The sequence below is a fragment of the Bifidobacterium scaligerum genome (genome assembly GCF_002802865.1).
Lineage (GTDB): Bacteria > Actinomycetota > Actinomycetes > Actinomycetales > Bifidobacteriaceae > Bifidobacterium > Bifidobacterium scaligerum.
This window is the reverse complement of record NZ_PGLQ01000004.1, coordinates 146,150-161,895: the sequence shown is the minus strand read 5'-3', so window position 1 is coordinate 161,895 and position 15,746 is coordinate 146,150. Positions and strand designations below refer to the sequence as shown.

Genomic DNA, 15,746 nt, shown 5'->3' with positions numbered 1-15,746 from the left:
CAGGAGTGAGCCGTGCAATCCTCAGTGGGCATACGTGAACGGATTGACCACGTCTATCCAACGTTGCGCCCGGCGGAGCGTGCGGTGGCACAGTATATTCGCGACCATCTTGATGAAGCCGCTGAGCTGACGGTAGGGCAGCTGGCGGACGCCGCGCATGTTAGCCAACCTACGGTGATTCGATTCTCCCGCAAGTTGGGATTCGGCGGCTATCGTGAGCTGCGTTATGTGCTGCGTCATCCGTTGGCCGAGCATCAGGTGACGTTCGACCCGTTGGTCGGATTCGATCTCAACCCGTGGGATACGCTTGATGCCATTGCCGACAAGGCGGCAGACGGTGCCAAAGCCCTGATCGATGAGTTGCGTCATACGGTGGATGACAAGGCCTATCGCAAGGCGGTGTCGTTGATTGCCCAGGCGAATCTCGTCGATATTCTCGGTGTGGAGAACTCGATGGTTCCGGCGATGGACTTGTTCACCAAGCTCAGCTATCTGGGACTGTCTTGCCGACTCAATACGGATGCCTATCTTCAGCAGATTGGAGCCGGGCATTTGCAGACGAATGATGTGGCCGTTGCCTTCTCCCATTCCGGCAGTTCATCGGATACCGTGAAGGCGTTGCGTTTGGCGAAATCCCGTGGCGTGCATACCGTGGCCATCACCAATACTGCCAATACGCCGCTCGCCGGGTGGGCTGATGTGACGCTGCTGACCGGTCGAGACTCGCATACGATTTACGGGAATGCCATTTTTTCGCGTATTCCGGATATTGCGCTGGTGGACATGCTGTATATGGGCGTGATTCTGTCCGACTATGGACGGTTCTCCACCGCACTGGACGAGTCGGGTCGTATGATTCGCGACCGAGTGTTCGAAGGTTAGCACAAGTGTCGTGCGGCCTATCCGCGAAACGCAAATGAAATTGCGAGCGTATGGGCGATAAAGCCCTCAGGCCTGTGAGGCCAATGAATATGTGGTGGCGCGGGAGCGGCCATGTCGTTCGATTTTGCCGTCTAATTCCAACTGTCGTAACAGATGCGCGGCCTGATCGCGGCTGAGTCCCAGTTGCTGCTCGATGGTTTTCCGGCTGAGACTTACGCCACTTGACGCCAGCAGGTTCAATGTGATCTGTTCCAGTGTCTCATTGGCATGGTTGATCAGCGCGGTGTCGATGGCGTTCTCCTGTGACGCCTCGCCCGACGTGGTATCGATTGGTGTGGGCAGCTCCAATCCGTAGCTGCCTAACGTCACCATCTGCAGCGGGGCACAGCCGCAGATACGGGCACCGGCCAACGCATCCGGGATGTAGTCGGTCATGCGTTGAATGGCTGGGAACGAATAGAGCTTGGCGTGTGTTCCTTGCTCGCTGGTCTGCTTGGCAGGTGTCTTGGAAGGCGCGTCAGAGGGGCTGGTGCCGTTGTCGTCTGATGTTTCCGCATGAATCACGGATGGCAGCACGATAGCCACGGAAGTCGGCCCGACGCGCAATTGTGGACTGATGTCATTGCCTGCGTAGGAATCCATGATCCTTTGCATACCGGTGCCGCAATTCTCGGCAAGGTTCAGATCGGCAAATGTGACGGCTAACCGGGGATTGCGTGGCTGGCATACGCCGTTGAGCAGATCGTTGATGGCCATGCCGTCGGCCAGACTGCCCAGAGAGACGATTTCCAGTCGTGAATCAAATATGTTGATCAGTGTCGGACCGGAATAGGTGTAATCCCGATGCTCCAGCGCGTTGACCAGCGATTCGCGCAGCGCAGTGGCCGGGTACCGGCCACTGTTGAGTTTGGCCAACAGAACGCTGGCCTCGTTGAGTTGACGAAGCACCGATCCAGTGAACGTATGACGTTCGCGAATGATGTTTTTGTCATCTCCGTCGAACACCACGGCCTTTGTCATGAACGGGCATTGATCGGCAAGCAACAAGTCGAGGGGAGCGGAGTCGTTGCTGGAACCGGCGGCGGACGGGAAAGAAGATTTGAGTCGATCGGCAGTCCAGGTCAGGCCGGCGCTGGCGAAACTCTGCTGTGCGTATTGGAACGTCAGCACAGTTGCGTTGGGTTCGGCATCATGATCAGTGCCATGATTGGCGTTATCGGTGACTGTACGACGATCAGCGGTGGCGGCTCTGTCACCAGAGCTATCCGAGATGTGGGGAGAGGAGGTATGACCGTCCTGTCCGTCTACGGTGCGATACGCTGCATCTGTTCTTGTCCCCATGATTGCGATGGTATCGTTGCGAGCAGACACGCGGATTTGCTTGCAACGATAGGGGCGGTGTGCGGATTGCCTTGTTGCTGTTCGCTATTCGTTGTTTTTAATGGCGTCCAGCGCCGGTATCTTCACGGCTTTGTTGGCCGGTCCGAATCCGAAGAGCAGACCGATCAACGTGGAGAAGAGAATGGCGAACAGGAATAGCCACCAAGGAATTACCGAGAAGCGCGTGACATCCTCGCCTCCGACCAGCATCTGCCAGACCCGTTGCCCAAACGACAATGAGTCGGCGTCGCGGGTACTGAACCCGTACATTGACGCGAACAATGTCATGCCCACCAGATTGATGCCCAACGATATCAATCCACTGAGTATGCAGCCGATGAGGCCGCCGAGGAAGCCGATCGCACCGGCTTCGGCCAAAAACATCACGCGAATATCTCGTACATAACATCCCAGCGCTTTCATGATGCCGATTTCGCGTGTGCGTTCGGTTACGGACATCACCATGGTGTTGGCGATGCCGATGGCGGCCACCAGCAGCGATACCGCGCCGATACCGCCTAGAATAAGCTGAATCGAACGTGACTGTTCCTCCATGCTCTTACGCATGTCCTCATAGGAAGAGGTCTCATATCCCATCGCTTTGAGCTGCGACTCCACCTCCGGTACCGATGACAGGTCGGATGCTTTGACGAACACCTGATCGTATGTGGTGGTTTTCTTGGCGGCGGAGGGATCCGCTTTCGCGATCAGCGCCTTGAGATCCTTCAAATCCATGACCAGACCGCTGGAAGTGGCGTATCCCTTGCTCTGGTCGGCTTTGGTCAGTCCTGAGATGGACAGGGTCTCGTCGATGGTTTCCGATTGCGTGGCGGAGCCTGAGCCTCCTCCTTTACTGCCATACATCTGCATTGTGTACGAATCACCCTGATAGTCGGTGCCGGTGACCAGAGTGATCTGGGTGTTCATCGGGTCGAAAAACGGATCCTGATCTTCGGGCTCCTCGCACTGCCCGGTGGCGGCATTGTACGTGCATGAGTAACCGCCGTCACCACGGTTGGCGTAGCGCATGTCGCCGCCGTGCAACGTATCCATGAAGTCGTAGGCGAGCCACTCGCCGGCCATGGCCTGTCCGGTTTTGGTCGGCTGCGTACCCTCGATGGTCTTGTAGCCCATCTGATCGAACTGAGCCATGTCGATGCCCATGACCTGCACGTAATCGGCGATGTAGCGCCCGCCCGGACCGGCCTTGAGCGTCACATTGTATGGGAAGTTCATCATCGGGGTCACACCAGAGACGTTGCTGAGCGTGCGGAAGGATTCCACGGCCTTGTCGTCGAGTTTGACGCTCTCCGTACCGGAACCGGTGTTCACCATGCCGCTGCCGGCGGTGTAGACGGTCACGATGGACAGGTCGCCCATGGACTGAATCATTTTTTCGTTCTGTTCATTGATGCCTTGACCGAGGGAGATCATCAGCACGATGGAGCTGCAGCCCACGATGACGCCGAGCACGGTCAGTATGGTACGGGATTTGCGCCGCCAGAGGTTCTGGCGGCAAAGTCGCAGAATATCGCCGAATCGCATGGCAGGGCCCTTCGTCAGGACTTGTGGGCGGCAGGTTCGATCACTTCGGTGTTCGCCGAACCGGAAGCCGTAGAACCGTCGTCTTTGCCAGCGTCGCTGGAGCTGTTGGCGGCCGACCAGTCGTCCCATTCCTCGTCGATGTCGCTTTGAGCCTTCTTCTTGCGCTTGCGGCGCACCAGTACCACCAACACCACGATCACCGTGATTGCGAGTACAACGACTACAGCCCATACCCACCATGGCAGACCCTGATTGGCGTCCACCTCCATATTCGGATCAACGGCGGTGCCATCATCGACAGGCATCGGATCGGATACGGTGAGTTTGACCGGGAACTCCTTGGTTTTGGACTGGCCGTCGGAATCCTCGTACGTGACTTTGAGTTTGGCGTCGAGCTCGCCGGCAGCCTGAGGCGTGAACGCGTAGCCGATGGAACCGGTCGTACCGGAAGCCACATTGCCGACATACTGGGTTTTCATAGTGGCGTCGAAGCCTTCGCCCTCCATCGTGGCTTCGACGTTCGAAATATCGCCCTTGCCTTTGTTCACGTAATCCAACGTGATGGTGGTTTCCTCGCCGGCGAACGACTGTTCGGGCATCACCGGATCGTTGACCTCGAAACGATCCGGTTGGCTGATCGGTACGGAAATCTTGATATCGGATTGACTTGAGGAGCGGACGTTCGCATCCACATACTCATATTTGAAGCTTACGGTTACCGGCTGTGCACCGGACTTGGCGGAGGATAGCGCCTGCATCGGCACAGTCTGGGTCATCGCATACCCGGCCCACAGTGCGTCCACGTAGAACGTGTTCGTGCCGCCTGCGATGGCGAAGCTTTCGCCGCCATCGACAGTGATGACCATGTTCGTGACGGCAACCTGACCCATGTTCTGGAAAGTGAAGTCGAGATTGAAGTTGGCGCCGGCCGCCACCGAATCGCCGCCATAGGTGAAATTGGAGATGATGATGTTGGGTACGGGGCCGGCCGTCGGCGTGGCGTCCGCGCCGTCGGTCTGTGCCGTGCCGTCGCTACCATCCACGGCATATGCCTGTGGGGTCGGCAAAGAAATGACGGTCAGCGCCAACGCGATGGTTGCGAGCAGCGCGACGATGACAGCTAGGGTGCGGTTGGTCAGGTGTTTCATCGTTGTGAGCTCCTCTGGTTTGCGGTTGGTTCGGTCGATGTTGTCGATTTGATTGGCGGCGCTGAGCTGTCGGAAGCATTTGTGATTGACTGTTGATGCGACATGTTCAGCCGGTCGTCCACAATCCGTCCGTCAAGCAGCGTGACGATGCGATCCGCGTAGGAGGCCATCTGCGGATCATGCGTGACCAGTACGATCGTCTGGTGGAAGTCCCGGGCGAACGCGCAGATCATATCCATGACTTCGGTTTTGGTTTTTGAATCAAGGTTGCCGGTCGGCTCGTCGGCGAACACCACTTCAGGACGGGTGACGAATGCGCGGGCTATGCCGACGCGCTGCTGCTGTCCGCCGGACATCTGCCGCGGATAGTGGTTGAGCCGGTGTCCGAGCCCGACGCGCTTCAACACGCCGCGAGCCGCGCGTTCCCGCTGTTGTTTGGGAACGCCTCGGAACATCAGCGGCATCGCCACGTTCTCCACTGCGGTGAGATTCGGCAGCAGATTGTAGGACTGGAATACGAATCCCAGATGTTTTTGACGGAACGCAGCCAATTCACGCTCGCTCAGGTGACTTACGGGCACTCCGCCGATGCGCACCCCACCTCGCGTGGGCTTCTCCATGCCGGCGAGCTGATTGAGCAACGTTGATTTTCCGGACCCGGATTCGCCGAAAATGCAGCAGATCTGGCCTTGGGGAATGGCAAGGTTGACACGGTCGAGCGCCACCACCGTCTCATCCTCCACGGGGTATTCCTTGCGCAGGTTTCTCACTTCGATAATCGCTCGCGACACGACCCCTTCTTCCCTGTTCGTCGCCATTGGCGGGCATGAGCTGCGCCGGGTATGCAGCGCATCTTCAGCCAGTCTATAGTCGTTGCCAAGGATGCGCACCCCCTAAGGGTGTTCCCGGAGATTCGCCTGTTCCGGGTTTTTACACCCCAGCGGTTACAATGTTGCAGGTTTGGCCCCGTAGCTCAGCTGGATAGAGCATGTGACTTCTAATCTCAGGGTCGCCGGTTCGAGCCCGGCCGGGGTCACGAGAAACCCCTTGGAATCATTAGGTTCCAAGGGGTTTGCTTATTCCTCCTATACTGCTTTCGTCCCTGATAGTCCCTGATGGACTGTCTCGGCCCTTCTCCGCTCCATGGCCTCGGCCACCTCATCCAGCCTGTCCGGCCACAGCACAGCATTGTCTCTGGGACTCACGCCGCGTATTGTTTCCCGGTCTTTTTTATATTCAGCGACGTGCGATGGCATCAGCGATGGTGTTAACCAGATGCTCAACCGTCAATCCGTAGCGTGCATTCAATTCGGCCAATGGGACTCGGTCGGTGAACTCCTTGGATGCTCCGAAGTTCAGTACCTGAGGGGTGCGGGAATGGTCGGTCGAGAAGTGATTCGCGTAATACGCGGTGATCTTCTCACCCCATCCGCCTTCCAACTGCCCGTCTTCAAGGGTGACAATCAGACTATGCTCCCTGCGCAGAGATTCCAACGCTGAAGTATCCAGTGACGTACACTGCCTCGGATCAACTACGGTGGCAACAATGCCATGGTCTGCGGCCAAAGCTGCCGCAGTGCGTTCGGCCAATGGATACGTATTGCCCAAGCCCACGATTGCCACCTGCGAGCCAAACTGATTGACGCGCCATGCCAGCATGTCGGCGGTCGTGAATTCGGATCGCGCAACCTCATGTCCGCCGGTAATGGGCAGCAAATTCGGATCGCGTTCCGCCGCTAGAATACCTTCACCCGGCACGCGAATCACCACGGCGCCATCGGGGGCATCGGCATCATCGGCAGGCAACGTGGCCCAAGCCAGATCATCCAGGTAATCGCGGCCGGAAGTTGGCACTAGCATCGTCACCTGAGGAATATTGGAGAACATCGACAAGTCATACGCGCCAGAGTGGGTGTTGTCGGAGCCGGACAATCCACCTAAAAAATCAAGCACCGTTACACGTGAACGATTCAGACTCATCTCTTGGAAGAACTGATCATAAGCGCGCTGGAAGAACGAAGCGGTAGTGGCCACTACCGGAGTGCCGCCGGCGCGTGCGATGCCAGCGGCAAACGCCACCGCATGCGATTCGGTAATGCCGGTGTCTACATAGTGCGTATTCGCGCGCTCGCGGAACTCGTGCGTAATGCCGTTGGAGCCAGGGGTTGCCGGAGAAATCACCACCAAACCGGGCTCTGTTGCGAAGCGCGGCTCAAGTGCCGCCATAGCCATTTTGCCGTAGTACTTGCGCGGATCTTCGGGCTTGCCGAGCGATGCATCCGGATTCTGCCAATGGGAAGCCTCGCACTGGCCTTCGTGAGGTTCATGGTCGGACAGGTTGCAGTGATCGGAATGCCATGGTTCGCCATGCAGCACATTGTTGGTGGCGGGGATGCCTTCGGCCTGCTGTGTCGCAGTGGCGTGCTGAAGCGGCTGATTATTGCCGGTCGAGCCTTCATAGCCTGCACCCTTCAGCGTATGGATATGTACCACCACCGGATGATCGATGTCACGTACCTCGGCGAAAGCCCTGACCAGTGTGTTCACATCGTTGCCGGCTTCGACGTAACGATAATCCAAGCCGAACGCGTTGAACAGGTTCGGCTGCGCGGTGCCGCCGGATGCGCGTAGCCGGGCGAGCGGACCATACATGCCGCCAAAATCGCCGGCGATGGACATCTCGTTGTCGTTAAAGATGATGATGAGGTTGCCGCCTTGCTCGGCAGCATTATTGAGGCCTTCGAATGCCACGCCGGAGCTCAAAGAACCGTCGCCGATCACGGCTACGACATTGCCGATGTCACTGGTGCCGTTGCCGGCGAGTTCTGCATCACGGGTTTTGGCGATGCCGCAAGCCAAGGAAATCGACGTGCCGGTGTGACCGAGTACGAACTGATCGTGTTCGCTTTCATCGGGATTGGTAAAACCGGTCACATCTTGAAAATGGCATGGATCGAGATAGGCGAGAGCGCGGCCGGTGAGCATCTTATGCACGTAGCTTTGGTGGGAAACATCGAAAACGATACGGTCGCGAGGGGAGTCAAACACGCGGTGCAAGGCAACCGTGGCTTCCACCATGCCAAGATTGGACCCGATATGTCCGCCGTGTTCATGGCCGTATTTGAGCAACGTGGTGCGGATTTCGCGACATAGCTCTGTGAGCTGATCGGCGGGTAATGCCTTGACGTCGGCAGGGGAGCTGATGTTGTGCAAAAGCGGAGCGTCGGTTGCGGGGGCGGGCGTGCCGTTCACGTCATCGAAATCGGCTGCATCAAGCTCTTTACCCAGCACATCGCTCATACTTGTGTGGCTCCCCTCTCATAAAACTTCCGAATTCGACATGCTAGTGCCATGTGCAGTCGAACGATTCAGCGACGCGGCAATACCCCCAACATCTCCGTATATTCATCAAATGAGCGGCTATCTGCGTTACAAGGGGTTGATTTCATGGTCGGGAAAGGTCTATCTGCTTTACAAGGGGTTGCTTGCTGAGTAGACCGTGTTCCAAAATGGCGGAATGGCGTAGATCTGATGCCGTTTATAGATGCGCATAGACGGGTGAGGTACCCCTTGTAAAGCAGATAGATGTTCCGAACTCCGCCAATCTACCCCTTGCAACGCAGATATCGCGCGAGTGCTTCCACACAAACCGTTGCGGTATGGAAGAATGAGAGCTAGCTGTTGCCATATCACGCATATATAAAGGAGCGAAGCCAATGAAGGCCGTATACGCATCCACTATCAATAATGACGATCCACTGGCTGCGCTCGCGGTCGGAGACCAGCCCGAACCGGTGTCTCGACCCTATTGGTCCACGATTTCGGTGCGCGCCGTGAGCGTGAATCATCATGATTTGTGGTCTTTGCGAGGTGTGGGACTCGCTGCCGAACAAACGCCAATGATTCTCGGCACTGATGCTGTTGGCATTCTTGATGAAGACATTCCCGGCAGGCACGGGCTCAAAGCGGGAAGCGAAGTGGTGCTGTATACGTTTATCGGAACAGACGGCAACGGCGTGGCACCGGGGGAGCGGCGGTCGATTCTTTCCGAAAAATATCCGGGCACCATGGCGAGTAAGACATCGGTGCCTTCTGCCAACGTGTTTGCCAAGCCTTCGAATCTCAGTGTTGTTGAGGCGGCTGCGCTTGGAACTAGCTGGCTGACCGCCTATTCGCTGCTATTCAACGCGGCCGGAGTCAAGCCTGGCGACACCGTGTTAGTCCAGGGGGCTGGCGGTGGTGTTTCCACTGCAGCCATTCAGCTTGCCCACGCGTCGGGACTTGAGGTGTTCGTTACTTCGCGCTCGGAGGAGAAGCGTGCCAAGGCGATGGAGTTGGGAGCTGATGCCGCATTCGAAGCTGGAGCGCGGTTGCCTCGCAAGGTGGACGCGGTCATTGAGTCCGTCGGGGCGGCGACATGGAGTCATTCGGTCAAATCCGTGCGCCCTGGCGGCACGATTGCAATCTGTGGTGCCACTACGGGAGACCAGCCCGGTGCCGAACTGACGCGCATCTTCTTCCAAGATATCCGTGTACAGGGCAATACGATGGGCTCGCGCGAAGATTTTGCCCGTTTGCTGCGATTCGTGGAACATGCCGATATTCATCCGGCTATTGACAGCGTTTTTACTGGGCTTGACGCAGCACCCGCGGCGTTCGCTAAGCTGAACAGTGGCGATGTATTCGGCAAGGTGGCAATTGAGCTGTGATTGCGGTTGCGATTGAGTCGCGACAGAGGCCTTTTCGTGATTTCGCCGCACCTACTCCCATCGCTAAGTGCGGCATATTCTCGCCAAGAGGGACATCGTCGAGAATTTGTCTCGCTGACAGGAAGGCAGTGTGACTTTTTCGCGAGATTAAGGAATAACCCGAGAATTTGTTGCGCTGGAACATGTCGGTTCGGATCTAACTTTTCTGACTTTGGGCTGGGGCTGGCGATGCCGTGCATGGTAACTCGCGTGATGCTCCGTAAGAGCTACCCCATGTGACGCCCCCCCGTAAAGAGAGGTCCAGCGCGACACTTTGTAGGAGATGCTGCGTGCGGTGCTGTGTGCACCCTCATATACTCGCCATACTCTCCGGGGCTGGAACGAACCGTGCTCGTGCAAGTTCGTAACGAAGGAGTACAGTGAAACCATCATTCTCAATAACTAGGGAGTAAATGATAATGGCAAACGAATCCAAGCCTGAAGTCGCCGTCGTGATGGGATCCTCCAGCGACTGGGAGACCATGAAGCGCGCCTGCGATATCCTCGACCAGTTCGGCGTGGCCTACCATAAGCAGGTCATCTCTGCCCACCGCACTCCGGAACTTATGGCGGACTTCGCACACAACGCCCGCAAGAACGGCCTCAAGGTCATCATCGCCGGTGCAGGTGGTGCTGCTCATCTGCCGGGCATGATTGCCGCTCAGACCACGCTGCCGGTGATCGGTGTGCCGGTGCGCTCCCACGCCCTCTCCGGCTGGGATTCCCTGCTGTCCATCGTGCAGATGCCCGGCGGTATCCCCGTGGCCACCACTGCCGTGGGTAACTCTGGAGCTACGAACGCCGGTCTGCTGGCGGTGCAGATGCTGTCCGCATTCGATGAGGATCTGGCCTCCAAGTTGGAGGATTACCGCAACGAACTGAAGGAAAAGGTGGCCGAGTCTAATGCCCAGCTTGTTTGAGGAAACTCATGGCGCGGTGCAGATGCTGCAGCCGGGCTCTACGATCGGCATCATCGGTGGCGGCCAGCTTGGCCGTATGATGGCCCTGTCCGCCCGATACATGGGGTTCCGCATCGGGGTTCTTGACCCGACGCCGGACTGTCCGACTGCTCAGGTGGCGGATTTCCAGATTGTTGGCGAGTATGACGACAAAACCGCCATTCATGATCTGGCGGAGAAATCCGATGTGCTCACCTACGAGTTCGAGAATGTGGATGCCGAGTCCATCGATGAGGTGCGTCATCTGGTCGCTGCGCCGCAGGGCACTGACTTGCTGCGCGTGACGCAGGATCGCATCAACGAGAAGACCTTCATCAACCAGCACGGCATCGAAACCGCGCCCTGGCGTGAAGTCAATGACTTTGATCAGCTGGAATCGGCCATCGATGAAATCCATTACCCGTGCGTGCTCAAGACGCGTTCGGGCGGTTACGATGGCCACGGTCAGCGTGTACTGAAGAACGATGCCGATCTGGAGAAGATTCGCGCCCGCTCCGACCGCGGCGGCGGTTTCCCTCCCTCGATCCTCGAAGGATTTGTGGATTTCGCGTTCGAAGCCTCCATTCTGGTCTCCGGCAACGGCAAGGACTATGTGACCTTCCCGATTGTGCGCAACGATCACCGCAACAACATTCTGCATATGACCATCGCCCCGGCCGAAGTCAGCGATGACGTCGCTCGAACCGCGCATGAGATGGCGTTGGCGCTGGCTAAGGGCTTTGAGCTGGCTGGCACGCTCGCCATCGAGCTGTTCGTTACGAAGGATGGCCGTGTCATCGTCAATGAGCTCGCGCCTCGTCCGCACAATTCCGGTCATTACACCATCGAAGCCTGCTCGATCGATCAGTTCGATGCGCATATTCGTGGTATAGCCGGCTGGCCGCTGATCCAACCGCGACTGCTCAGCCCCGCCGTGATGGTCAATGTGCTCGGACAGCATGTGGCTCCCACTCGTGCGCTGATTGCCGATCATCCCGAATGGAATGTGCATGACTACGGCAAGGCCCAAGTGCGGCATGATCGCAAGATGGGGCATATCACCGTGCTTACGGACGACACCGCACGTACCGTGGCCGAGCTGGAAGCGACCGGCTGCTGGGATGATTTGAAGCCGTATGCACGCCCGTTCGTTGAACCCACGACTTCCGCAACCGGTGAAGGCCTGGCTGGCCAGGAGGCGTGACCCGTTTTGGCTGAACATATAGAACGTCAGACCAAACAGAAAGACGCCATCCGTGCGGCGCTCGCCGGTTGCGAGGAGTTTATCTCCGCGCAGGATCTGCATCGTCGGTTGGAGGATGAGGGGTTGAAAATCGGTCTGGCTACGGTGTATCGGCAGCTTAATGCGCTGTCCGATGCCGGAGCGGCCGATACGATTCGTCTCGATGGTCAGCAATTGTTCCGTCTGTGCGGCGACGACGGGCACCATCATCATCTGGTGTGCAAGAAGTGCGGCAAAACTGTGGAAATCGATCCGCCCAGCGAAGCATGGTTGCGAAAGGTGGCCGAGGGTCACGGTTTTACCGTGGAATCACATACGCTGGAGGTTTTCGGCCTGTGCCCTGACTGTCGTCAACACTGAGGACGACCGAGACTGACGCTATGAGTTGGCACTGATGAAAGCCGGGCTCCGTTTGATGCGGAGCCCGGCTTTTTGCGTTGTGTGAGTGGTGGGTGACACGCCGACGATATGAAAATGAAAATGGTTCTCAATATGTGTTACACTGCAATGCGTCAACCGAATCAATCGTGAGGTAGAAGAGGAACAACGGTATGACTGCATGGAAGAAAATCACAGCGATCATGGCATCCGCGGTATTGGTGGCCGGTCTGGCTGGCTGTGGTTCGAACGGTGCAAGTAACGGTGCCAATGACGGCAAGCTCGAAGTCGTGGCGTCGATTAATCAATGGGGGTCTGTGGCGCAGGATCTCGGTGGCGAGTATGTTGCCGTCACCAATATCATGAGCAAAACGAATGTGGAGGCGCATGATTATGAGCCGACCAGTCGAGACATCGCGAAATTCACGTCGGCTAAGGTCTCCATCGTGAACGGTGCCGATTACGATTCGTGGGCGGTCAAGGCCGCGCAATCGACTAATGCGAATCTGGTGAACGCCGCCGAATCGGCCGGCATTGAGGACGGGTCCAATCCGCATGTCTGGTTCTCCTCCAAGGTCCGTGTCGCCGCTGCGGATGCAATTACCGCCGCCTATCAGAAAGCCGATCCGGATCACAGTGACGAATACGCCGAACTTAACAAGGCGTGGCACAGCAAGGAGGATCAGCTGGAGGCGAAGATTCAGGAAGTCGCCGGTACGGTGAAAGGCCTGAAGTACGCCGCTACCGAGTCCGTGGCTTGGTATTTGGCCGACGATCTCACCATGGACGACTCCACTCCGCAGGGGTACGCTCAGGCCGTGGCCAATGAAAGTGAACCTACGCCGTCCGATATCAAGGATTTCCAGGATGAGCTGAAGCAGGACGGTATCACAATGTTGATTTTCAACTCCCAGGAGGCCAGTGCCGCGACCGATCAGATCACCAGCGCCGCCAAGGATGCCGGTGTGCCGATTGTGGATTTGACCGAACAGATGCCATCCGAGTACAGCAATCTGCTTGATTGGATGGGCGCGCTGGTGGATGGTTTCGCCGCTGCCGCCAAGTAGGTCGCTGATCGATCGCCGGTCGATTGGCGTGTAGGAAGGGCCTGCTGGCAGACTATTGTCCGGTTAGCGCCGATCGTTGTGAAAGAATGGCACGCTATTAGGGACATTTCAGGGTGCTTCGGGGTGATCCGAGGCACCCTTTGCGTTAGGGTGAATAGTGGGCAAACGTTAGGAAACGGTAAGGACTATCTTGGGAATATGGATTTTCCAAGGTTGCATGGCAACAATATGCCATGGGAATGAACAATTACACATGGTAGAGACTGTAGGCGAATGAGCGAAAATATCAGCAAAACCACATCGAAGTCCCATTGGCGGCTCTGGATAAACCGTGCCGAAGCGGATGAGGTCACTCCGAAGCACCCGCATAAGCCTTTCCCGGGCTGGCTATATGGCGTGCTGTTTGTCGTATTCGACATCATCACCGTGCTTACGCTGGAGGTAGGTGTTTCCGCCAGTGCCGATCGTGTGCAGCTCTCTAATCCGGGAGGTACCGGTTTCGACTTCATCACCAAACTATGGACTAACGGCAATTGTGTGATCTTGCTTAACGTCCTGTTGATCGGATTGCTGTATCTGGCGGTATTGATGCTGTGCAACCGGTTCTGGACTGCCAGTGCGATCATCATGGGTGCCGGAATTTTCGTGGCCACTATCGAACACTTCAAGATAGAAATTCGTTACGAGGCCATTCTGCCTGCGGATCTCGGATTCCTCGGCTCGAATACTGGCAATATGCTCACCTTCATTCCCGCTGGTGCCCATGTGGCCATTCTTGTTGCGCTAGGTGCATTTGCTGTTGTTCTGGCGTTGGTGCTGGTATTGCGTTATTTTGATGGACGTAAAGGCCGTATGATTCGTACGGCGAACGTCGGATTGAACATATCCACGCGACTGATTCTGATATTGCTGCCGGTACTCGGCTTCTCGTTGTACTGCTTACAGGTAGGCGTCACCGATTCATGGGCCAACAAGCTCTCCTCCGTCATGGGAGACAAGCCTTCCGTGTGGGATTCGGTGTACGATGCCCAGCGTAATGGCCCTCTCGTGTCGTTCACGCGTCAGCTCAATCCGAAAGTCATGGACAAGCCGGCGGATTATTCCGAAGAAACTATGAAAGAGGTGGCTGCGCGCTATAAGAAGGCGGCTGAAAAGATTAACGCCACCAGAGCCAACGATCTCAATGACTCGACCGTGGTGTACGTGTTGTCGGAGTCGTTCTCCGATCCTTCCCGCGTCCCCGGACTCAAGGTCAACAAGGATTCGATGCCCAATATCCGCAAGATCAAGGAGAGCACCACCTCCGGTCTTATGCTTTCTTCCGGATACGGCGGTGGCACCGCCAACCTCGAATATATGGGGTTGACCGGTTTGTCAATGGCCAATTTCGACTCTTCATTGACCAGTCCATATCAGCAGCTCGTGCCGTCCGAACATTGGACCCCCACCGTGAACCAGCTATGGGGTGCGCCAGCCAACTCATTGGGCTATCATCCGTACGAGTCCAGTATGTACTCACGTGCCACGAACTATAAGAAGTTCGGCTTCTCGCATTTCTATACGCTCACCGGCCCCGATATAATCAAGTATCAGGATAAGATCGACGAGTCGCCTTACGTCTCCGATAAGTCCACCTATGATTCCGCGCTTGAAGGCATCAAGGACGGTTCTGCCAGCAAGTTCATTCAGATCATAACGATGCAGAATCACATGCCGTACCACGAATGGTATGAACATAACGATTACACTGCTCAATCCACCACCGGCACTCCGCTGGAGGAGGATGAGAAGGAGTCGATCGAGACCTATCAGAAGGGTGTGGAACTCACCGATCAGGCCACGCAGGAATTCCTTGATGAACTTGATCAGCTGGATAAGCCGGTTACGGTAGTATTCTACGGCGATCATCTGCCGGGCATCTACTCTTCGGCCAGCCAGGATGAGAACAACTCGTTGGCCCTGCACCTGACCGACTACTTCATCTGGTCGAACAAAGCCTCCAAGTCTCAGGGCACTTCAATCGAGAATGCCGACTATTCCTCGCCGAATTTCTTTGTGGCGCAAGCCGCCGAACATATGAATGCCAAGGTTTCGCCATATTTGGCCTTCCTGACCGAGATGCATACGAAAATTTCCGCGATGGAACCACCGGTGGTCAACAAGATCCAAGGTTGGGACCGTATCCCCGAAGGACAGTCCATCTATCTGGATGCCGAGGGCAATCCGATGAGCGAGACCGACTTCGATGAGGAGACCAAGCAGCTGCTGGCCGACTACAAGCTCATTCAATACGACATCACCACCGGCAAAAACTACCTCAAAACCACCGATTTCATGACACTGCCGTAAAGCAAACAACCTGCCGAGCCGTGAAGCGGACAGTCCGGTGGACTGTCCGTAGGTGAGGGGAGCGGCCG

General features: G+C 56.7%; 12 protein-coding genes and 1 tRNA gene. 8 read left to right on the top strand and 5 right to left on the bottom strand.

Features of this window, described 5'->3' with window-relative positions; translation table 11 throughout:
• The first annotated feature begins 12 nt into the window (after positions 1–12).
• Positions 13–882, top strand: a complete 870-nt coding sequence (locus CUU80_RS07715; RefSeq protein WP_100496728.1) for a MurR/RpiR family transcriptional regulator — start codon at positions 13–15, stop codon at positions 880–882.
• Positions 883–948: 66 nt separating this feature from the next.
• Here CUU80_RS07715 and CUU80_RS07710 read toward each other — a convergent pair whose 3' ends face one another.
• Genes CUU80_RS07710 through CUU80_RS07695 form a run of 4 tightly spaced genes read right to left on the bottom strand, consistent with a single transcriptional unit; the run spans position 949 to position 5,746 of the window.
• Positions 949–2,253 (bottom strand): ATP-binding protein, encoded by a 1,305-nt coding sequence (locus tag CUU80_RS07710; RefSeq protein WP_243388695.1) that lies wholly within the window; start codon positions 2,251–2,253, stop codon positions 949–951.
• A gap of 54 nt (positions 2,254–2,307) precedes the next feature.
• Positions 2,308–3,807, bottom strand: coding sequence for an ABC transporter permease (locus CUU80_RS07705; RefSeq protein WP_100496726.1), 1,500 nt, complete (start codon positions 3,805–3,807; stop codon positions 2,308–2,310).
• Between the two features lie 14 nt (positions 3,808–3,821).
• The gene (locus CUU80_RS07700) at positions 3,822–4,955 is read right to left on the bottom strand and encodes a COG1361 S-layer family protein (RefSeq protein ID WP_100496725.1); all 1,134 of its coding nucleotides are present in this window, start codon (positions 4,953–4,955) and stop codon (positions 3,822–3,824) included.
• Entirely contained in the window at positions 4,952–5,746 is a 795-nt protein-coding gene (locus CUU80_RS07695; RefSeq protein WP_100496724.1) for an ABC transporter ATP-binding protein, read from the bottom strand. The genes CUU80_RS07700 and CUU80_RS07695 overlap by 4 nt, the downstream gene beginning before the upstream one ends.
• A gap of 171 nt (positions 5,747–5,917) precedes the next feature.
• Between CUU80_RS07695 and CUU80_RS07690 the strand changes: the two genes are divergently transcribed.
• Positions 5,918–5,991: transfer RNA gene (locus CUU80_RS07690), tRNA-Arg, on the top strand.
• 200 nt (positions 5,992–6,191) lie between these two features.
• Here CUU80_RS07690 and CUU80_RS07685 read toward each other — a convergent pair.
• Complete coding sequence (locus CUU80_RS07685) at positions 6,192–8,255, bottom strand: 1-deoxy-D-xylulose-5-phosphate synthase (RefSeq protein WP_100496723.1); 2,064 nt, start codon at positions 8,253–8,255, stop codon at positions 6,192–6,194.
• Between the two features lie 416 nt (positions 8,256–8,671).
• On the opposite strand from CUU80_RS07685, the gene CUU80_RS07680 reads away from it, so the two are divergent.
• The 6 genes from CUU80_RS07680 (at position 8,672) to CUU80_RS07655 (ending at position 15,678) form a co-directional block, all read left to right on the top strand.
• On the top strand, positions 8,672–9,664 hold the full coding sequence (locus tag CUU80_RS07680) for a zinc-binding dehydrogenase (RefSeq protein ID WP_100496722.1): 993 nt from the start codon (positions 8,672–8,674) through the stop codon (positions 9,662–9,664).
• A gap of 458 nt (positions 9,665–10,122) precedes the next feature.
• Positions 10,123–10,623, top strand: a complete 501-nt coding sequence (gene purE, locus CUU80_RS07675) for a 5-(carboxyamino)imidazole ribonucleotide mutase (protein ID WP_165775887.1) — start codon at positions 10,123–10,125, stop codon at positions 10,621–10,623.
• Positions 10,607–11,845, top strand: a complete 1,239-nt coding sequence (gene purK, locus CUU80_RS07670; protein WP_243388694.1) for a 5-(carboxyamino)imidazole ribonucleotide synthase — start codon at positions 10,607–10,609, stop codon at positions 11,843–11,845. Before purE ends, purK begins: the two co-directional genes overlap by 17 nt.
• A gap of 6 nt (positions 11,846–11,851) precedes the next feature.
• Positions 11,852–12,244, top strand: coding sequence for a Fur family transcriptional regulator (locus CUU80_RS07665; RefSeq protein WP_100496720.1), 393 nt, complete (start codon positions 11,852–11,854; stop codon positions 12,242–12,244).
• 191 nt (positions 12,245–12,435) lie between these two features.
• Positions 12,436–13,329: a metal ABC transporter solute-binding protein, Zn/Mn family gene (locus CUU80_RS07660; protein ID WP_100496719.1), complete on the top strand. Its 894-nt coding sequence runs from the start codon at positions 12,436–12,438 to the stop codon at positions 13,327–13,329.
• 273 nt (positions 13,330–13,602) lie between these two features.
• Complete coding sequence (locus CUU80_RS07655) at positions 13,603–15,678, top strand: LTA synthase family protein (protein WP_100496718.1); 2,076 nt, start codon at positions 13,603–13,605, stop codon at positions 15,676–15,678.
• Positions 15,679–15,746: the final 68 nt, after the last annotated feature.

Excerpts from the sequence above, each read along its gene's own strand:
- CUU80_RS07705 (WP_100496726.1), bottom strand. The coding sequence starts at position 3,807 with ATGCGATTCGGCGATATTCTGCGACTTTGCCGCCAGAACCTCTGGCGG.
- CUU80_RS07700 (WP_100496725.1), bottom strand. The coding sequence starts at position 4,955 with ATGAAACACCTGACCAACCGCACCCTAGCTGTCATCGTCGCGCTGCTC.
- CUU80_RS07685 (WP_100496723.1), bottom strand. The coding sequence starts at position 8,255 with ATGAGCGATGTGCTGGGTAAAGAGCTTGATGCAGCCGATTTCGATGAC.
- CUU80_RS07680 (WP_100496722.1), top strand. The coding sequence starts at position 8,672 with ATGAAGGCCGTATACGCATCCACTATCAATAATGACGATCCACTGGCT.
- purE (WP_165775887.1), top strand. The coding sequence starts at position 10,123 with ATGGCAAACGAATCCAAGCCTGAAGTCGCCGTCGTGATGGGATCCTCC.
- purK (WP_243388694.1), top strand. The coding sequence starts at position 10,607 with ATGCCCAGCTTGTTTGAGGAAACTCATGGCGCGGTGCAGATGCTGCAG.
- CUU80_RS07660 (WP_100496719.1), top strand. The coding sequence starts at position 12,436 with ATGACTGCATGGAAGAAAATCACAGCGATCATGGCATCCGCGGTATTG.
- CUU80_RS07655 (WP_100496718.1), top strand. The coding sequence starts at position 13,603 with ATGAGCGAAAATATCAGCAAAACCACATCGAAGTCCCATTGGCGGCTC.